This is a genomic window from Helicobacter sp. (assembly GCF_014799995.1).
Classification (GTDB): domain Bacteria; phylum Campylobacterota; class Campylobacteria; order Campylobacterales; family Helicobacteraceae; genus Helicobacter_D.
In genome coordinates, this window is sequence record NZ_JAAVGY010000062.1 from 59482 (window position 1) to 78781 (window position 19300).

The 19300-nt window shown below is 39.9% G+C and carries 21 protein-coding genes; 10 read left to right on the forward strand and 11 right to left on the reverse strand.

Going from position 1 to position 19300, the window contains the following annotated elements:
* The first annotated feature begins 132 nt into the window (after window positions 1-132).
* From HDT10_RS09910 to HDT10_RS09920, 3 genes are read left to right on the forward strand one after another with little or no spacing between them, the layout of a single operon-like run.
* Window positions 133-579: a hypothetical protein gene (locus tag HDT10_RS09910; protein WP_290882966.1), complete on the forward strand. Its 447-nt coding sequence runs from the start codon at window positions 133-135 to the stop codon at window positions 577-579.
* Window positions 572-1234 carry a 16S rRNA (guanine(966)-N(2))-methyltransferase RsmD gene (gene rsmD / locus HDT10_RS09915; RefSeq protein ID WP_290882968.1) on the forward strand — a complete coding sequence of 221 codons (663 nt, stop codon included), beginning with the start codon at window positions 572-574 and terminating at the stop codon, window positions 1232-1234. The genes HDT10_RS09910 and rsmD overlap by 8 nt, the downstream gene beginning before the upstream one ends.
* A 9-nt stretch (window positions 1235-1243) precedes the next feature.
* Entirely contained in the window at window positions 1244-2143 is a 900-nt protein-coding gene (locus tag HDT10_RS09920) for a LysR substrate-binding domain-containing protein (RefSeq protein ID WP_290882970.1), read from the forward strand.
* A 335-nt stretch (window positions 2144-2478) separates the two neighbouring features.
* Here HDT10_RS09920 and HDT10_RS09925 read toward each other — a convergent pair whose 3' ends face one another.
* From HDT10_RS09925 to gpmI, 3 genes are all read right to left on the reverse strand, one after another.
* Window positions 2479-3819 carry a peptidase U32 family protein gene (locus HDT10_RS09925; RefSeq protein ID WP_290882971.1) on the reverse strand — a complete coding sequence of 447 codons (1341 nt, stop codon included), beginning with the start codon at window positions 3817-3819 and terminating at the stop codon, window positions 2479-2481.
* Between the two features lie 3 nt (window positions 3820-3822).
* Window positions 3823-4518: a chemotaxis protein gene (locus tag HDT10_RS09930; protein ID WP_290882973.1), complete on the reverse strand. Its 696-nt coding sequence runs from the start codon at window positions 4516-4518 to the stop codon at window positions 3823-3825.
* An 81-nt stretch (window positions 4519-4599) separates the two neighbouring features.
* A complete protein-coding gene (gene gpmI, locus HDT10_RS09935) occupies window positions 4600-6087 on the reverse strand; it encodes a 2,3-bisphosphoglycerate-independent phosphoglycerate mutase (protein ID WP_290882976.1) in 1488 nt (495 codons plus the stop codon).
* A gap of 83 nt (window positions 6088-6170) precedes the next feature.
* Between gpmI and mraY the strand changes: the two genes are divergently transcribed.
* The 3 genes from mraY to HDT10_RS09950 all read left to right on the forward strand — a co-directional run bounded on the left by mraY (window position 6171) and on the right by HDT10_RS09950 (window position 9719).
* Window positions 6171-7229, forward strand: a complete 1059-nt coding sequence (gene mraY / locus HDT10_RS09940) for a phospho-N-acetylmuramoyl-pentapeptide-transferase (RefSeq protein WP_290882978.1) — start codon at window positions 6171-6173, stop codon at window positions 7227-7229.
* Between the two features lie 9 nt (window positions 7230-7238).
* Window positions 7239-8522, forward strand: a complete 1284-nt coding sequence (murD, locus tag HDT10_RS09945; protein WP_290882980.1) for a UDP-N-acetylmuramoyl-L-alanine--D-glutamate ligase — start codon at window positions 7239-7241, stop codon at window positions 8520-8522.
* Between the two features lie 186 nt (window positions 8523-8708).
* Window positions 8709-9719, forward strand: coding sequence for a hypothetical protein (locus HDT10_RS09950; protein WP_290882983.1), 1011 nt, complete (start codon window positions 8709-8711; stop codon window positions 9717-9719).
* Between the two features lie 6 nt (window positions 9720-9725).
* Here HDT10_RS09950 and HDT10_RS09955 read toward each other — a convergent pair whose 3' ends face one another.
* The 8 genes from HDT10_RS09955 to HDT10_RS09990 all read right to left on the reverse strand — a co-directional run bounded on the left by HDT10_RS09955 (window position 9726) and on the right by HDT10_RS09990 (window position 14915).
* Window positions 9726-10745 (reverse strand): hypothetical protein, encoded by a 1020-nt coding sequence (locus HDT10_RS09955; protein ID WP_290882985.1) that lies wholly within the window; start codon window positions 10743-10745, stop codon window positions 9726-9728.
* 80 nt (window positions 10746-10825) lie between these two features.
* A complete protein-coding gene (locus tag HDT10_RS09960) occupies window positions 10826-11086 on the reverse strand; it encodes a heavy-metal-associated domain-containing protein (protein WP_290882988.1) in 261 nt (86 codons plus the stop codon).
* Window positions 11079-11393, reverse strand: a complete 315-nt coding sequence (locus HDT10_RS09965) for an aryl sulfotransferase (protein WP_290882991.1) — start codon at window positions 11391-11393, stop codon at window positions 11079-11081. The genes HDT10_RS09960 and HDT10_RS09965 overlap by 8 nt, the downstream gene beginning before the upstream one ends.
* Window positions 11393-12493 (reverse strand): transglutaminase-like domain-containing protein, encoded by a 1101-nt coding sequence (locus tag HDT10_RS09970; RefSeq protein WP_290882993.1) that lies wholly within the window; start codon window positions 12491-12493, stop codon window positions 11393-11395. The genes HDT10_RS09965 and HDT10_RS09970 overlap by 1 nt, the downstream gene beginning before the upstream one ends.
* A gap of 292 nt (window positions 12494-12785) precedes the next feature.
* Window positions 12786-13712 carry a tRNA 5-methoxyuridine(34)/uridine 5-oxyacetic acid(34) synthase CmoB gene (gene cmoB / locus HDT10_RS09975; protein ID WP_290882995.1) on the reverse strand — a complete coding sequence of 309 codons (927 nt, stop codon included), beginning with the start codon at window positions 13710-13712 and terminating at the stop codon, window positions 12786-12788.
* A gap of 32 nt (window positions 13713-13744) precedes the next feature.
* Window positions 13745-13957: a hypothetical protein gene (locus HDT10_RS09980; RefSeq protein WP_290882997.1), complete on the reverse strand. Its 213-nt coding sequence runs from the start codon at window positions 13955-13957 to the stop codon at window positions 13745-13747.
* A 124-nt stretch (window positions 13958-14081) separates the two neighbouring features.
* A complete protein-coding gene (locus HDT10_RS09985) occupies window positions 14082-14468 on the reverse strand; it encodes a group III truncated hemoglobin (protein WP_290883001.1) in 387 nt (128 codons plus the stop codon).
* A 9-nt stretch (window positions 14469-14477) separates the two neighbouring features.
* The gene (locus HDT10_RS09990; RefSeq protein WP_290883004.1) at window positions 14478-14915 is read right to left on the reverse strand and encodes a copper resistance protein CopD; all 438 of its coding nucleotides are present in this window, start codon (window positions 14913-14915) and stop codon (window positions 14478-14480) included.
* A gap of 133 nt (window positions 14916-15048) precedes the next feature.
* Between HDT10_RS09990 and HDT10_RS09995 the strand changes: the two genes are divergently transcribed.
* From HDT10_RS09995 to pglF, 4 genes are read left to right on the forward strand one after another with little or no spacing between them, the layout of a single operon-like run.
* Window positions 15049-15654 (forward strand): Crp/Fnr family transcriptional regulator, encoded by a 606-nt coding sequence (locus HDT10_RS09995; RefSeq protein WP_290883007.1) that lies wholly within the window; start codon window positions 15049-15051, stop codon window positions 15652-15654.
* Window positions 15655-15711: 57 nt separating this feature from the next.
* Window positions 15712-16332, forward strand: coding sequence for an acetyltransferase (locus HDT10_RS10000; protein ID WP_290883011.1), 621 nt, complete (start codon window positions 15712-15714; stop codon window positions 16330-16332).
* 9 nt (window positions 16333-16341) lie between these two features.
* Entirely contained in the window at window positions 16342-17466 is a 1125-nt protein-coding gene (pglE, locus tag HDT10_RS10005; RefSeq protein ID WP_290883014.1) for a UDP-N-acetylbacillosamine transaminase, read from the forward strand.
* On the forward strand, window positions 17466-19295 hold the full coding sequence (pglF, locus tag HDT10_RS10010) for a UDP-N-acetylglucosamine 4,6-dehydratase (configuration-retaining) (RefSeq protein ID WP_290883016.1): 1830 nt from the start codon (window positions 17466-17468) through the stop codon (window positions 19293-19295). The genes pglE and pglF overlap by 1 nt, the downstream gene beginning before the upstream one ends.
* The last annotated feature ends 5 nt before the right edge of the window (window positions 19296-19300 follow it).

A 19300-nucleotide genomic window follows, 5' to 3' on the forward strand; every position in this document is an offset into this window, starting at 1 on the left:
CCTTTTAAAATTTTTAAATTATAGCAAAAAAGATTCTAAATGCAAGAATTTTGCGCTTGGCTTAGATAAAAAATCTTAAAATTAGCAAAGATTCCGCTATAATTGATAAATTATTTTGCAAGGAAATCTTAGATGAAAATCGCACTAATTTGTGATTCTTTGTTGCTAGACCGCAGTTTGGAAATGTATTTAAAAGAGCATTTGACAAGTTATAAGCTTTGTGATTTCGTGGTAGCGACACAGATGATAGAATCGCAAAAGCCTGTGTTCTTGATTGGAGACTTTGAGGGAGCGAACCTTAAGATTCCTTTCACGCGGGAGATTTTATTCCAAGAGCTTGAAACTTTTGAGAGAAAGCTAAGAAGCAAAGCAATGCAAGAAACCAAAAGCCAAGAATTTGGGATTTTAGAGACGACAAATTCACCTTTTTTGAATGCAGAATCGCAACCCAATATGCAAGCTTTGGGTTCTCGCGCGAGCGATTCTACATTGCGCACTAAAATAGAAGAAGTTTTGCAACGTTATGCAAACGAAATTGAAGCAATTATCCAAGAGCATTATAGAGACAAAAATGTCTAAAAGCTTAAAGAATCCCAAAAAGCCCAACAAACAAACTTCTAAGCCACAGGCTAAGATTCCTACAAAAACTCCCAATAAATTAGCGAAATCCACCCTTAAGATATTAGGAGGAATCTACAAGGGGCGCACTCTGCAAATGGCTTCTTTAGAAACCACACGTTCTTCTAAGGCGATTTTGAAAGAATCCTTTTTCAATACATTAAGTTGTGGTATTTTGGGGGTAAATTTTGTGGAGTTTTTCGCAGGGAGTGGTAGCATTGGGATTGAAGCATTAAGTCGTGGCGCGAAATCCGCATTGTTTTTTGAATGCAATCAAGCGGCGTATGAGACTTTGAAGCTTAATTTGCAAACCATTTGCCAAAAAGGCGAGAGGTATCGCATCATCTTGGGGGATACTTTTTGTCATTATCCTCTTGCCTTAAAAGAATTGGAATCCCCTAGTATTGCTTACATTGACCCGCCCTTTTGTTTGCGTAAAGGAATGCAAGATATTTATCAAAAATGTTATCAGATGATAAGCCATTTGGATAAAAGTCTCTTTCGCCTCATCGTGCTAGAGCATATCTCCTCTTTGGAGATTCCACGAGAAATTGGAGATTTTACTTTGATAAAAAGCAGGAAATTTTGCAGGAGTGCTTTAAGTTATTTTGAATGAGGGGTGCAAATGAGAATCAGGGATTTAGAAATATTTTTGGATTTGCTAAAAAGCAAAAGCCCAACACAAACAGCCGAGCGGTTTTCTACCACGCAACCCAATGTTTCAATGGTGGTGAAGCGATTAGAGAATCTCGCAGGCTCACCACTTTTTGAACGCATTGGCAAGAAGCTTTTGCCTACTTCTAGGGCGTTGTTTCTAGGTGGAATGTGGCTTGAAGTGGTGCAGGGCTATTATGCAAGCCTTGAAAGCTTGGACAGAACAGATTTGCAGGAGATTACAGGGGAATTAAACATTGCCGCAACGCATACGATAAGCGAATATTTTTTGCCTAGAATTCTTTTTGAGTTTGCAAAAACGCATAAAAAAGTGCGGTTAAAATTGCAAACTTGTAATGCCCAAGAGTGCCTTAATTGCATTAAAAGTGGTAAGGTGGATTTGGCATTATTAGAGGGTGAAATCTCTGCACAATACGCAAAGACTGAAAGGCTCATTAGCGAAATGCTCTATACAGATTCTTTAATCGTGGCAAGCAATGATTTCATTTTGGCTTCGCGCACAAGAAGCCTAAAAAGCCTGCTTGATAAAACTTGGATTTTGTGCGAATATGGTTCAGGACAGCGGGAGCAATTTGTAAATGCGTTAGCCAAGCAAGGAGTAGAGATTCCTATTTTGCTTGAATTGAGTTCCATAGCGGCGATTAAGGATTTGGTAATTCACAAAGGCGCACTTTCTATCTTTTCTGAAATTACCATAAAAGAGGAATTAGAAAATAAAGTTTTATTCCCCATTAAGATTAAAGATTTGCCCTTAGAACATCATTTCTATTCTCTCAAGCGTCAGAGCCAGCTATATAATGAAGTTTTGGTAAAATTTGAAGAATATGTATTGGAGTGGAGCAAGCAATAACCTTGCAAGCACAGACAAGGCAATCCAAGCGAATTTGGAATCCCATTTCTTGTCCTTGCGAGATTCCATAATAATGTAGCACAAAGTAGATTTGGCATCTGTTCTTGCAAGCAAGTTTGCAAAACTTGCGTGGCAATCTATAATATCAAACTTTAGTTAATTCAAGCAATGGAATCGCAAAGCGATTGGCGAGATTTTGGATTATGGATTGCTTCGCTTCGCTCGTAATAACGCAAGAGGAATCGCAAGAATGCACGTTTTAGATTGTTGCATCAGCTATTTCTTTAGAAAGAACAGGAAGCCAAAATGTTCTTGTAATTTATTAAGGAGAGATTCTAAACCCTCTGGCGCAAGAAGCTAAAAGGCGGGAGTGGAAAAGGCAGGATAAACGCGTTTTCATTGCCACTATGGATAGATTCTAATTCCTTGCCATTAACGAGTAGAATCTTAAAAAGGCGCAGGTATTTTTTGCCGTCTTTTTCAAAGATTTCACCCCTCTCATTTTTTCCTAAGAGAATAGAATCCAAGTGCGCACTCACGATTTCTTTAGGCTCATTGGGGCGAATCGTATGCCGACAAAATGCTGTTTTGCCATCTTCACTCACTTCCGCATTAACTTGGTAGCTCCCCTCACTAATTGCGCTCCAATGATTCTGCGTATTAAGCTTTTCAAAAGGACGATGAATCAAATAACCCTCGCTAAATCCGCGATTTTTTAATGTTTCTAGCTCATTTTTATAACGCGATTCCACAAAATCACCTTGCGCATAATCCTCAAGAGCGCGCCGATAAGCCAATGCGGTAATGCCCGCATAATAGCTAGATTTCGTGCGCCCCTCAATCTTTAACGAATCTATCACACCACTTTCTAAAATCGTTGGAATATGCGAAATAAGATTCAAATCTTTGGCATTAAAGATATGCGTTCCTACACCCGCTTCTTCCTCTAAACGCATTGTAACGCCATTGTCTGGATTGCGCGCATAAATCTCTTTGCCGCTAAAACGCACTAATGCGTCGTTGGATTCATCGCGCACATAATATTCATAATCAAACCGACAATCATTCGCGCAACTTCCGCGATTGGGCACGCGACCATTTTGCAAGGCAGAAATCAAACAACGTCCTGAAAAAGCAAAGCACATAGAGCCATGCACAAAAATTTCTAATTCCAAATCCGGCAGGGATTTTTTAATCTCTATTGCGTCTTTGAGGCTCAACTCTCTTGCGGCAATAATCCGCTTCACGCCCAACTCGTAAAAAACTTGGGCATCTAGCACATTTAGAACATTTGCTTGCGTAGAAAGATGAATCGGAATCTCGGGGGCGATTTGGCGCGATAGTTTAATCACGCCCGGAGTGGCAACGATAAAGCCATCGGGTTTTAAACTCGCCATTTTTTGGATATGCGATTCTAATAATTTTAATTGCGAATTAAAGGGGAAGCCATTAATCGTTACATAAATCTTTTTGCCCCGTGCGTGCGTGTATTCCACTCCCTCTTGAAAGGATTCAAAGTCAAATTCCTTTCCTGAACGATTGCGCAAGGAAAAATGGCTCACACCGCCATAAACAGCGTCCGCTCCATACTCTAAGGCGATTTTTAGTTTTTTAAGATTTCCCGCTGGGGAGAGGAGTTCTGGAATCTTGGAGGAATTGGGGTTATGCACTTGCATAAATTATTTGCCAAAGTTTGCAATCAAAGCTTCAATATCATTTTCATTGACGACATTTTCAGTTTTATCTCCTTGAATATGCACCGCAGAGCTTACGCGTTTGCTATCATCAATTTTGCCCTCAAAGAGTGAGCTCATATATCTTGCGAGTGCGCGCATAATGTTAATGACGCGTTCAATTTTTTGACGATGAATATCTTGGTATTGCATAGCCTCCATAGCCTCTAAGGAAATATTGGCGATTTCTTGCAACGAATCGGATACTTTTTGCACATTGGATTTTACTTTTGTTGCTGTCTCTAATTGCTCACTAAAAGTATGAAAATCCGGGAATTTGGTGTGGAGTTTTTGCAATAATTCTTCTTGGGAGGTGATAAACTGCTGAATCTCACTAAACGCGTCTTCAATGTCTGCGTCTAGGTTGTTAATCTTTTCTAGTTTATCAAACATTTCTGTGGCTTTGATTTCAGAATCACGCGTAACATCGTCTAGTTGATGCACAACTTTGTGTTCTGCGGTTGGCGGTGGAGGAGGCCAGCTTATGTCTTGCTCAATAGAAAAATCATCTGCTTTTGCTTCACTCTTAATCGTTGGGTCTTCTAAACTAGAATCTTCGGATTCTTCTCCCTCTTCTTGATTCTCTTGTGTTACATCATCCATATCACTACCCAATAACGATTCCAATTCCTCTTGTGTCATTCTTAAACCTTGAAATAGTTGAAAATTTACTTGTAATTATACGATTAATTTTTATAATTTTGTTTAAACGTAAGCAATTCCTTAAAAAAGTGGCTTATCCATTTCCTTTGGAATCGCGATTCCCATAAGCTTTAAAATACTTGGTGCAATATTATTCAATCCTCCATTTTGCACAGATTGGACACCCTCTGCCATTACAAAGCACCACACATCACCAATAGTATGGTTTGTTAAAGGCTCGCCTTGTGCGTCTTTCATTTCTTCACAATTTCCGTGGTCGCTTGTAATGAGCAATCCATAATTCTTTTCTTTTGCCTTTGCATAGATTCTCCCAAGCTCACTATCTACTGCCTCAACCGCTTGAATCGCGGCTTCGTAATTCCCTGTATGCCCCACCATATCACCATTGGCAAAATTGACTACCACAAACTCATAACCCTCCTCCATTGCCATTAAAACCGCATCGCCGACTTCCCTAGCACTCATCTGTGGCTGCAAATCATAAGTAGCAACCTTTGGCGAAGGCACTAAGAGACGCGTTTCATTAGGATAAGGCTCTTCAATCCCGCCATTAAAGAAAAAAGTTACATGGGCGTATTTTTCAGTTTCTGCTGTATGGAATTGCCGCAAGTGATGATTTGAAATCACTTCGGCTAGAGTGTTTTGGATATTTTCTTTGGGAAAAAGAATCGGAAAAGGGAATGATTTATCATAGGTTGTCATCGTAACGAGCGGAATCTCCACAAAGTTCTTGCGTGCAAATCCGCTAAAATCTGCCTTTCCTAATGCACTGACAATTTCTCTTGCCCTATCACTGCGAAAATTTACAAAAATCAATCCATCTCCTGCTTGGATTCTATTAGGAGAATCCTCTGTGAAACCCGCACAAAAACTCGCCGGCAAGATAAATTCATCAAAAATCTCTTGCTTAAACTGCGATTCTAAATATTCTTGCGGCGTAATCGTTTGCATATTTTCACCCAATGCGATAGAGTTGTAAGCCTTTTCCACACGCTCCCAACGATTGTCCCTATCCATTGCATAATAGCGTCCGCTAAGACTTGCAATCCGAATCCTTTTGCCCGCAATTTGCGATTCTACCTCTCTTAAAAACCTTGTCGCACTCTTAGGAGACACATCACGTCCATCGGTGATTAAATGCAATAACACTTCGTATTGGGATTCCAATCCTAGCGCGAGGGCTAAAATATGATTCCAATGCGAATGCACCCCCCCATCACTCAATAATCCCACCAAATGCACGCGCTTACAATCTTTAAGGCAATTTAACGCGGGATTCCGCATCAAAGTCCCCTCTGCAATTGCCTTATTAATCTTGACAAGGTCTTGATATAAAATCCTCCCACTCCCTAAACTCATATGCCCCACTTCAGAATTTCCCATTTGCCCTTCTGGCAAACCAACCGACAATCCATAGGTGTGAATCATTCCAAAAGGTACTTCTTGGAATAACTTGTCATAAGTTGGCTTTTTTGCCGCAAAAAACGCATTATACTCTTGCTTCTTGCTATATCCTATCCCATCTGTAATGACTAAAACGACTTTCATTCAAATTTTCCCAATCTTTAAAGTTATTTTGGGTAGAATCCTACCCAATTTTTTCCTAAAATTTCATTTAGTAAGATTGGCTTATGTTATATTATCTTTACTCTTTGCTAGATATTAATATTTTTCAATATATCACTGTGCGTTCTGCGATTGCTTTCTTTGTAGCCTTTCTTCTCACGATTTTTGCGCTACCTTATTACATTTTATGGGCGAGAAACAAGCACGCCAATCAACCTATTTCAGAGTTTGCCCCTAAAAATCACAAACAAAAAGCCAATACGCCGACTATGGGCGGAATCGTCTTTGTGGGTACAACTTTACTTGCCACCTTGCTTTGTGCCAAAATCAATCATATCTATGTGCTGCTTGGAATCGCGACTTTACTTAGCTTTGCAATGCTGGGTATCAGCGATGACTATTCTAAAATAATGCAACACAAAAATGCCGGAATGAGCGCAAAAACAAAATTTCTGTTACAGATTCTCATTAGCCTTATCCTATCGTGCGGATTATACTTTGTCGGTTTAAATTCAGAGTTTTATTTGCCCTTTTTCAAAAACCCCCTCTTTGATTGGAGTTTCTTTGGAATCTTGTTTTGGACGCTTGTTTTTATCGCCACAAGCAATGCGGTCAATCTCACCGATGGCTTGGATGGGCTCGTTGCGATTCCGTCTATTTATGCGCTGACTTCGCTCACGGCTTTTGTCTATGTTGCTGGACATTCGGGCTTAAGTGCCTATTTGCTTTATCCCAAAGTGCTAGATAGTGGAGAGCTTGCGATTCTCTCCTCCGCACTCATTGGCGCATTGATTGGATTCCTTTGGTATAATTGCCACCCCGCACAAGTTTTTATGGGAGATAGCGGAAGTTTGAGCTTGGGAGGAGTGATTGCTTATCTTGCCATTGTCTCAAAAAACGAAATTCTGCTTTTTTTAATTGGCTTTATCTTCGTGATAGAAGCACTTTCAGTCATTTTGCAAATTAGTAGCTACAAAACACGAGGCAAAAAGATTTTTTTAATGGCACCCCTGCACCACCACTTTGAAGAAAAAGGCTTAAGCGAAAGCAAAATCATCGTGCGATTCTGGATTGTCGCCCTTATGAGCAACCTCATCGCGCTTTTAAGCCTCAAAATACGTTAAGGATTTTTTATGTTGATACTTTTAGGTTTTGGAGGAACGAATCGTGCGATTGCCGAACGCTTTGCGCCTTGCATTGTGCTAGACGATAGCTTTAAGCAAGAAAGTCAAGGGGATTTAGGAAACACTTTACTTCCAAGTGCCGCTATAAACGAGGTTTTAGCAAACTATCCACAGGCGACAATTGTTACAAGTCCCGGGATTCCGCCCCATAATCCTATGATTCAAACCGCGCTTGATTTTGTTGCCACACATCAAGAATCGCAACTCTTAAGCGAATATGATTTTTTTGCCACTCAACCCCAAAAAATGCCCCCCTCCGTATGGATTAGTGGCACAAATGGCAAAACAACCACTACACAAATGCTCACGCATTTACTGCAACCCTATGGGGCGCAAAGTGGTGGTAATATCGGCACTCCTTTGGCTAAACTCAACCAAGAATCGCCCCTTTGGATACTAGAAACGAGTTCCTTTACACTCCATTATACACAAATCGCCAAACCGATTCTCTATTTGCTTTTGCCTATCACGCAAGACCATATTAGCTGGCACGGAAACTATGAAAACTATATTGCGGATAAACTGAAGCCAATTCTGTCCTTACGTGATAAAGAAATCGCGATTCTGCCTTGCGCATTAGAATCGCACCCCCTTTGTAAGCAATCTCGTGCCAATCTTATTTTTTACGATAATGCCCAAGATTTAGCCAACCAATTCCACTTAAGATTAGATAAGATAGCTTTTAAAGAGCCTTTTTTGCTAGACGCAACGCTCGCAATGAGTGCGTGCGAGATTCTGTTTTCGGTGCAAAATTACGAACTCCTAAATGCCTTTAAAATTGGTGCGCATAAAATAGAGGAATTTTATGATAAGGCGGGAAATCTTTGGGTAGATGATAGCAAGGGAACGAATCTTGACGCGACAATGGAGGCAATCAAACGTTATCAAGACGCGCAGATTTTGCTTATTCTTGGGGGAGATGATAAGGGGGCAGACTTGACGCCACTCTTTCATCTTATTGCGCAGTGCAAAATAGAGATTTTTGCGATTGGGAGCAATACCGATAAGCTCTGCGCCCTCGCAAAATCGGTAAATACGCCTTGCAATACCTGCTACACGCTTGAAGTTGCTGTGCGCCAAATCAAAGAATCTTTCTTCAAGCAAAGCCTAAGCGATTCGCAACACAAGAACCTAAATTGTGTCGCGCTACTTTCTCCAGCCGCAGCGAGTTTAGACCAATTTAGCTCCTATAAAGAAAGGGGAGAGAAATTTAAAGCTTACGCGCTAGAATAGTTGCACATTTGCGTTTTGAGTCAAACGATTCTCCAATCTTACACCAAGCAATGAGAATCGTAAGGGGGATTTTTGATTTGTGTGGCAATCCATAATTAGACTTTACTATCCTCTTGCATACAAGATTCTTTGGCTTTTACTTGGAATGTTTTTTGCTTTCCTTTTAAAAACCTAAAAAGGATTCCAATGCTCTTAAGTCAAGACTTCTTACCAAACTCCCCTTTTGCAACCCCCCTTTATAAAGCCTCACAAAATCCTATCCAAAGCACTCCTGCTTCGGAATCCCAAGATGACTTTGATACGCTTTTATCCTTTCATCATCAAACCAACACACAAGAACAAGAATCATATATACCGCTAAATGAAATTGCGGTGGATATTTCTTTGGCTTTGGGCTTAGAATCACAAAATCCTAAAGAGGATTTGAGATTCTCTACTTTCTTTCGCTCTAGCGAGTTTCTTAAATCATTGGACAAAGAAATGCAAGAGGAGCTAAACCCCCTCTCTTATCCGCGTAGTCTTTCTGTCATTGGCGAATTAATGAATGAGAAGCTAGAGGAATTTTACGCGACAACAAAAGACCCAAACGACCCCAAATTACACTTACTGCTAAGCTATAAGGAACAATTGATTCATCTTGATTCCACAATGCAAGAGCTAAAAGACACTTTAACCAATAAAGCAGAGTTGCTCACCTGCCTTCACCCTTATAGCATAGAGCAAAAAAGTGATTTGTTTTTAGACCGCGCACAAGAAGTGCAAAAGAGCGCAAGCAATTTCAAAGCAGCGGCTCAAGAGGGCGTCGCTTGGATTCGTGCGTTTTTTTCTGAATTTGAAGCGGATTTGAGCCAAAGAGAAAAAGACCTTATTTTCAAACACGCCAAGATTATCCAAACCCATTGGCATCTCCAAACAGGCGGAGAAGATGGCAAGATTACACTAGAAAATGGAATGGTTTATCAAGAATATTTAGAAATGTCTGGCTTCACACTCACAACACAGAATTTGATTTATGCCTACACAGAAAAAACCTTGAAAGACGGCACAACACAAGTTATCTTACAAATCTACGAAAAGGCAACTGACGACGATACAGATTCCAATATCTTTAACCAAAAAACGCAAAAACCAAAGACTTTTCAAGGGCAAAACCTCAAGCTCATCGGTGAAGCAAGCCGCATTGAAAAGAGAACTTAAAAACTATCAAGATTTCAAGTTTTGAAATCTTGTTGGAAAAACAATCAAAACTTGAAATTCAATCTTTATCTCCGCATTCTGCGCATTTTTAATCGCTGGATCAATGGAGTAAAAAGAATGATAATCTTGTAGCTTGGGTTGTTTTGGCTGCCAAGAAATTTTATATCCATTCACTTCCATTGCATTAGGTTGGGAATAAAACGACAGCACCTTAGCGATAGAATCCGTTATTACTTCTTGCTCTTGCGGGAGAAGTGTATCAGTGGCAAAGAAATTAAATCCTATCAGCTTGATTTTGTCGCTTCTGTATGTATTGATATTTTGTTCTATTTCTTTTAAGCATTTGACTTCTATTTCACCATTTTTCACGGAATCCTTAAGGGTTTTTGGCAGAGCGAACAAATAATGATGCAATAGATTTTCTAAATCTTGTGATTCTGTCTGCACACCATATTCTAGCAAAGTCTCCACGATTCTTAACTCTTCGTCGCTCAAGGCAAGATTCTTGCTCAAATTTTCTTTCTTTGCATAGAATTGATAGGTTTTATCCATTATTTCTTTAATCTGTTTTGAATGCCCTTGATAGAGATTCCATACCCGCTTGTCCATTTGCAAATAAAGAAACTTTTGTGCCTCTTGCGCCTCCTGTTGCGTAGTGTGGCAATACGCATTGCGTCTTAATTTCGCCTCTATTTGTTCTACAAATCGCGGATTTTGTTGGATTGCCCTAAAATCTCTAATACACCGCTTATGCCGACAAAATTGGCTAAATTGTGAAATTTCTTTCAAAATTTTTTCATTCTTGGATTCTTTGCTAGGAGGATTCCTGATTGCAGGGCTTGACTTGGGTACGGGATTTGCACATTTAAGATTAGATTGGAAGAGCATTGTTTGCAAAAGCCAATCCATTGCGTTTTTATCCACCAAAACACTAGGGGATTTTTCTGTTTTTTTGGGATTTCCTAAGGGTTCTTTGATAGGATTTTGCAAATAATTATCATTTGTAAAGAAATCAAAAGTTCGCACCTTTTGCCTTTTGTCTGTTCCTTACAAAGTTTTACTTCCTGTCTTAATTATTAGAGAAGCAAATTCCATACCATAATTTATTAAGGGACAAACTCTCCGCTATAACCTGTCGTTGCAACGGCTTCTAAAAGATTCTCTTTAGCGACATTTTCTTCGCATTCTACCCGAGCAATTTTATCCTTTAGGCTTGCCTTAGCACTCTTGACCCCCTCTACTTTCAGAAGTGCTTTTCGCACCATTGCCGTGCAAAGCGGGCAGTGCATTCCCTCTACATAGATTTTATATTCTTGTCCAAATGACAATCCACTACACAAAACAAACATTAACAAAATTTTACGCATAAAACCAACCTAATATCTCTGGATAAAACAAAATACAAAGCAAGACAAACAACCACAAAAATCCGCTAATGCCTCTCTTTCTCTTGCAAGACTTTGTGCAATCACATCGCAAGATTCCAAAGTAAAAATACAAGATAAAACAGAGTAAAGATAACAGACTTAAAATCAAACGATAAGGAGCAAGAATCTCTACTCCTGCGATTCCAAAAGAAAACCCAAAAAGCAAAAAGAGAAGTGCGGGCAAGCAGCAAAGGCTCGCCGCTACTCCCACGCAAAACGAAAGAATTAAGCCCAATTTAGCTTTCATTATTTTTCAACAGAGGTATAGGAGTAAGAAAACCCTTTTGCATCATAATAATCTAACACATTATCTTCCACTTCTCCATAAGGATAGCCAAAGTTGTTTAAGGGCGTCTCTGCTGGTGTAGGCGTAAGGATAAAGTCTCTTGCAGTGTTATACCCAAGCCAACACATTTCCCAACTTCCAAAAAGATACTCGCGCAAACTCCTGATTTTTGTATCGTCATCGCCTAGTTTTTCGCTCAATTTAACTTTTGCCACATCGCCCGGGTCGCAAGGAATCCATCCATAGCCTCGGACATAAAATTCCGCGCGGCAATGTTGCCCTCCTGTAATATTTGCAACTTTGTCTTTCGCGCTCCCCATTGCATTTGAGAAGCGAGATTGCCCAAGCCGAATCCCAAAAATCTCCCTTGCTGGAATCCCTACACTTCTACAAAGTGCGACAAAAACCGAGCTAATATCGGTACATTTGCCATAAAGCTTTTTAGATTCCAAAATCGCTTTGGCGTCTCCTGTTCCACAGCCTAAAATGCTTTCATCACGTTGCATATTCCTTGCAACCCATTCAAAAATCGCCTTTGCTTTTTGGCAATCATTGGCATTTTGCACATTGGCATTTTTGAGGATTTCTTTTGCAGTTGTTTTGACGATTCCATCGGTTTGAATATGTTCCGTTGCCGCTAGATAAGGCTTGACTTCCTGTGGAATCTTGGCATTTTTATTAAATTTCGCTTGCACTTCTTTAAAATCTGTCGTGCGCTCATAAGTCGTAATGTCAAATTGGATTTCCAAACTAGGATTCTTAACCTTGTCAAATTCCGCAAAGAGTGTCGGAATCTGCGTATTGCTAATATACGCATTAGAATAATTCCCGCTCAAAGCGAGATTGCTTGTCAAAAACTGATAAGGCGTAGAGGACGGGAGAGGAATCCAGAGTCTGCATTTCCCAGATTCTAAAATATTGTGTTTCAAGCTCACAGAAAATTCTCTTTTTTTAGAATGTGCTTGACCCGCTTTAGTATTTTGGGATTCTTTCGCCACTAGTGGCATTGCAAGCCCCAAAGCACCAATTCCTGCCAATTTAAAAAGAGTGCGTCTTTTCATTTTGTTCCTTTATTTTTGAAATTTAGGGTTTAATTATATGGCAAAAATCCTGAAAAATAAAAAATATTTTACTTTCTCCCATTCTGTTTTTTATCCTTGAGAATGTGGGGGCATTTGTGGCAATAAGATTGAACTTCAACAAAACCAAGAAATGGATTCTAGTCATTGCGAGTAAGTCGTAAAACTTGCGCGGCAATCCATAAATCACATCAAGCAATCTTGACAATGGAATCTTAAAGTCCAATGGCAAAATTCTTTTATTTAGATTACTTCGTAAAGACACAATGCGATTCTAAATTTTCTTTGCTTTCAAATACGCGCGTCTAGGGGCAGGATAGCCCTCAATCGTCTGCTCTCCATTGGGAGTTAAAAAATCTTCTAACGATTCTCCACTGCTCCATTGCGTCTTACGCTGCTCCTCAAAGGCGGTTTTCAGTGTCGCAATATGCACAATCTCTTTAAATCCGCATTTCTCTAACCAATTGCAAAAAGTGCGGAGTGTCGGGATAAAATACACATTTGGCATTTTAGCATAACGTCCTTTGGGACAAAGTGCGATTTCCTCTTCTCCCTCAAGGATTAGACTATCAAACACCGCTTCTCCGCCATTTTTTAAAGCATTATAAATTAATTTGATTGCCTCAAGTGGGCTTTTGCGATGATACAAAACCCCAAGGCACAATAAGACATCAAATTGTGTCTCAAAGTAGGACAATTCCTCAATGCCGAGCAGCTCAAATCGTAAGTGATTTTGTTGTGCGAAAAATTGCAAAAACTGATATTGTAAAAAACACAAAGGCGCAGGATCAAACCCTATGATTTGCGCGGGATTCTGCGTTGAGCCTCGAAACATATAATAACCATTATTGCACCCAATGTCGCCTACGATTTTGTCTTGCAAATGCAAATGAGGTGCAAGCAAGTTATATTTGATTGCGCTATTCCATTCGCTTTGTATTTCTAAAGCATTGATTCTAAAAGGACCTTTGCGCCAAGGGATTAGAGCTCTTGCTATCTCGCAAATAAGCGCGAAAGATTCTGTGCTAAGATTGGGAAGCCAAATCTCAATTAAGTCCCCATAGGAAATTTTTGCCCCCTCAAGTTCAGATTTAGGAATCGTATGGAGACTCTCTATCTGTGCAGAGAGTGGGAGAATATTTTTAAAGCCTAAAGCGCGATGATGTTCTGCTCTTTTTTGTTCTAAGCCTTCGTCTTGCAATCTTAAAAACTCGCTAAATTAAGATTCTTTGCTTAAAAATCTAGCGCATCTTGCTCTTGCTGCTGCAAGGCTTTTTCAGTATAAATCAAATTATCAGGACATTTCTCGTGATAATTTCCTTGCGCATCGTAATAATAGCTCTTCTCGTCCCAATAAGACGAGGAGATTCCACAAGCATTTTGATAACAGCCACTATAAAGCACAACTCCACACAACAAAAGACTTAATTTAAAAATTCTTAACACTTCAATCATTTCCCAAATAATAAATTTAAGATGAAATTATACTCTAAAACATTGCTTTCTCCAAACAATCCATTCAGGGTTTCTCATCATAAAACATCAAACGACAATTTAAAAATAACTTATGTTAATGTCCGTTCTCATAGAGCATAAATTGGAATCTTTGGGCAATCATCTGCGCTCTTTGCAAAATTTCCTCCGCCACTACATCACAAAAAACTTGCTTCAAACTCTCCTCAAATAATCTTAACCAAATATCAAAAAATTCGCGCGGAAAGGGTGGTAAATCTAAATGAGCCTTTAAGGGCTGCCCGCTATAATCTCCAATGTTAAGAAGCATTCCTTGCCAAAAATTAGCAATCTTTAACTTATGTTGTTCCCACTCTGCATCACTTGTGCCGATTTTATCATTAAAAATCTTTCCCACACCGCTTTTATCTACGCGAATCTTGGCATAAAAAATATCCATTAGTTTTTGGATTCCCTCCGTGCAAATCGTGTTGTATTTTTCCATTCTAACTCCTTATTGATAAAATGCAAGTTTGGCTAAAATGACGATGATAACCCCTAAAGTCAAAGCAAGCGGGTGGATTATTTTTCTTAGAGGGCTTGGCTTTTTGAGCAGATAATAAAAACCAAGAGAAATGACAATCATCAATGCAATTCCCAATGCCAAAATGCTCTTAAAAACCAAAAATTTCTGTAAAGTCGTGCCAAAATAGCCTAATTCTGTTCCAATATATTGAGAAATCATCGCCATACCTGTTACAATAAGTAACAAAAAGCACAAGGGCATCCACTGCGTTCTCTTGCCTATTGCGCAAGACATTTTATCTGCAAATTCATCACCCAGAAACTTGCGCACTTGGCTAAACAGAAAGACATCACAAAAGAGATAGCCCAAAAATATAATGGCGCAAAACAAATGAATTAACAAAAAATAAGGATACATTAGATTCATATTTTCCTTTCATTTTATCTTAGTAGATTGATTTTTCACGAATACTATCTAAAATTTTTCACAAAAAAGTTGATAATTGTTAATGCTTTTGTTAAAATACATTCACACTTTAATTCAAGTTAAAGGAATCCAAATGCAAGACTGCTTCAAAATGTTATCGTCATTGGGCTATAAACGTTTTTATCGTAAAGACGAAATTTTGTTTTTTGAGGGAGAGATTCCCAAACAACTCTTCGTGCTTTTAAGTGGCAAAGTAAGGATTTACAAAACTATAGAAGAAACTCCAAAAACCAAGAGAAAAACGACAAAGCAAACGAGCAAAGAACAAACCCTACACCAAATCTGTGCCCCAGATTTCATCGCTGAAATGCCAAGCTTCCTTGACCAGCCATTTCCCGCAAGCGCGGTTTGTGAAGAGGAATGCGAGATTTTAGAAATTGCCCTAACAACATTCCAAAAACAATGTATGGAAAATCCCTCTTTTTGTCGTAACTTTATCGCCTCACTCTGCAATAAAATTAGAATGCTAGAATCGCATATCACCCAAAACTCTATGGGCTTAAAGGAACGATTAATCAAGTTTTTGCAAGAAAATGAAGCAGAACTCCCCAATCTCACCCAACGACAAATCGCCCAAAGACTCAACACGAGTGCGGAATCCCTCTCGCGCATTTTAAGAGAACTCAAAGCGCAAAGGGTTTTAAGCACACAAAAAGGAAAGATTATTTTGAAAGCCTAGATATTAGGATTCAAAATTTCGGTAAAATCTTGGTATGATTTTGACAGAAGGGCAGAGATGAAAAAACTAGCAATCTTTGGTGCTGGTGGGCACGGTGCGGTGGTTGCGGATATTTTAGAATCCCAAAACTTATCCTTTACGATTCTCATTGATGACAACCCGCACGGTAAAGCACTCAATGGAATTTCTGCTATCACGAGGGCAGAATTTCTTAATCTAAGCAATGCAAAGGAATTTGGCATTGTTTTAGCGATTGGCAACAATCTAGTGCGGCAGAATCTTTATCATTTCTTTTCTCAAAATGGATTTGATTTGCCTTTTGTCGCTCACTCTAGTGCTATCATTTCAAAATCGGCTCAAATTGCTAGCGGAACCGTGATTATGCCTAGTGCAATCATCAATGCGCGCGCGCAAATTGGCACAGGTGCGATTCTCAATAGCGGAAGCATTGTAGAGCACGATTGCAAAATTGGCAATTTCTCGCATATCGCTCCGAGTGCAACACTCTGTGGCAATGTGCATATCGGCGACTTCTCACATATCGGAGCAAAAAGCGTTATCATTGAGGGAAAAACTATCGGGGAGGATTGTTTAATCGGTGCGGGAAGTGTCGTGATTTGCGATATAAAATCACACCAAAAAGTCGTTGGCAATCCAGCTAAAAAGAATCTAAACTAAGGAAAGATTATGGGATTTAGGATTTTTTTATCCCCTCCACAGATGAGCGGCAAAGAACAAGACTATGTCAATGAGGCTTTTGCGAGCAATTATATCGCTCCACTTGGTGCATTTGTCAATCGCCTAGAAGAAGAAATGAAACTTTATACAAAATCGCCTTACGCACTCGCACTCAATTCCGGCACAGCGGCATTGCATTTGGCTCTGCGCGTCAGCGGAATCACGCAAGGCGATTATGTGCTTGCGAGCAGTTTTACTTTCATCGGTTCCATTGATGCGATTCTTTATCAAGGCGCAATTCCAATCTTTATTGATAGTGATTTAGAATCTTGGAATCTAAATCCAAAACTCTTAATTTGCGCCATAGAATCCTCACCCAAAAAACCAAAAGCCCTGATTGTTACCCATTTGTATGGACAATGCGCCAAGATTGCGGAGATTGCGGAGATTTGCGCGCAATACAAAATCCTGCTCATTGAAGATGCGGCAGAATCACTCGGGGCATTTTATGCAGGAAAACATAGCGGAAGCTTCGGTGAATATGGCGTTTTGTCTTTTAATGGAAACAAAATTATCACGACAAGTGGCGGAGGGTTGCTGCTTGGCCAAGACAAAGAAAAAATAGAAAAGGCGCGTTACTATTCCACTCAAGCGCGTGAAAATTTACCTTTTTATGAGCATTTAGACTATGGATACAATTACCGCTTAAGTAATATTTGCGCCGCCATTGGCGTGGGGCAATTAGAACAAATTGAAGCCAAAGTCGCCAAACGGCGCGAAATTTTTGCTTGGTATTGTGAAGCCTTAAAAGACGAAGTGGAATCTCAAAGTATAGAATTTATGCCCGAGATTCCAAACTCAAGAGGGAATCGCTGGCTAACAACCTTGCGCTTTTTAGAGCCCGCAAACCCCCTAACACTCGTGGATTTACTCGCCAAAGAGGGCATAGAATCGCGTCCTTTATGGAAGCCTATGCACTTGCAGCCACTCTTTAAAGACTCACTTGCCTTTGTAGATGGCACAAGTCAAAGACTTTTTGAAAGTGGAATCTGTTTGCCAAGCGGCGGTGCGTTAGAAAAACGCGACATTGATGAGATTGCAAGTCTGATTCAAAAGTTTTTAAAGAATCGCTAGTGCTACAATCTGCCTTATTTCGCCCAAGCAATGCCAAACGCATTATCTTTTTTGTCTGCATAGACTTACTTCTTTCCTATTTCACATTAGCCCTCTCTTATAATTTGCGCTTTAGCTTTCAAGTACCCTTAGAATTTAATTTCGCAGTAGTGCTTGTCTTTGTCGTCTTGCTTTCTTTAAAGATTCTGCTTCTAAGCCTCTTTAAAATCTACCTTGTGCCGTGGCGATTCTTTGGCTTGCTAGAGGCACTCAAAATCTTTTACGCGCACATTCTTGCGTATGGAATCTTTTGCGTCCTTGCGCTTTGGGGAGGGGTATTTGGCAATTTTCCTTTAAGCGTGATTGGCATTGACTTCGTTATTTCTAGTATTTTCATCGGGGCAATTAGAATCTCTAAACGCATTTACTTAGAGAACTCTCCGAAAAACTCCCCCAAACCCGCAATTATCTTTGGTGCAAACACACAGAGTGCCACACTGATTAAAGCTGCACTCAATAGCGAGATTCCCTTTTATCCTCTTGCCATTATTGAAAACGATGAAAAAACGATTGGCAATTATATTTCTAATCTCAAAATCTATCCAAAATCCGCACTCAAAGAACTCATACAAAAGCACAAAATCCAATCCGCAATCCTCACGCGCTCCTTTGCCAAGCCGCCACTAGAGGGAATCTTCAACGAGCTTATGCAATTAGGCATAGAGGAAATTAAAATCGCCAACCTCTTAAAAGACGACACGCAAAAACTCGTAGAACCACTGAAAAACATCTCCATTGAAGACTTGCTTTCGCGTCCAAGCAAAGATTTGGACAAAGAAGTCATTGGTGCATTCTTAAAAGACAAAAAAATCCTCATCACAGGGGCTGGAGGGAGTATCGGAAGCGAGATTGTGCGGCAATGTGTAGAATTTGGAGCAAAACGCATTGTGTTAGTGGAGCATAGCGAATTTAATCTCTATGCAATCTTGGAAGAATTAAACCAAAACTATCCACAACAAACAATGGATAATTGCGCATTATTCCGCCCTTGCCTATTAAGTATTTTAGAAAAGAATCGCCTAAGCGCATTAATCCAAGAAGAACAACCCGACATTATCGTACATGCTGCAGCTTACAAGCACGTGCCTCTTTGTGAATACAATCAAAAAAGCGCGATTGAAAACAATATCATCGGAAGCAAAAATGTACTAGACAGCGCGATTAGCGCAAATGTGCCAAAGGTCGTTGTCATCTCCACAGACAAAGCCGTGCGCCCTACTAATGTAATGGGCGCAACCAAACGCGTTGTAGAATTATACGCACAGAATGTAGAATCTAGGACGAGTGAGATTGTCGCCGTGAGGTTTGGCAATGTGCTAGGCAGTAGCGGCTCGGTCGTGCCAAAATTCAAGGCGCAAATAGAAATGGGCGGTCCCATCACGGTTACGCACCCAGAAATTACGCGTTATTTTATGCTCATTCCCGAAGCGTGTCGGCTTGTGCTGCAAGCAGGCGCGATTGCCAAAGGGGGAGAAATTTTTATTTTGGATATGGGAGAGCCTGTTAAAATCGTAGATTTAGCCAAAAATATGCTAAGGCTTTATGGCAAAGAGAACGAAATTTCTATTGAATTTAGCGGATTGCGTCCGGGTGAAAAACTCTATGAAGAACTATTGCTTGATGAGAGCGAAGAAAAAACAAAATATCCCTCCATACAAGTTGCGCGTCCGACAAAATACGATATTAACAAACTCAATGCGGATATTTCGGAACTCTTAGAATGTAAAGACGCGCAAGAACGGATTGCAAAACTCAAGGAGATTGTGGTAGAGTTTAACCACAACGCCTAAAAGAC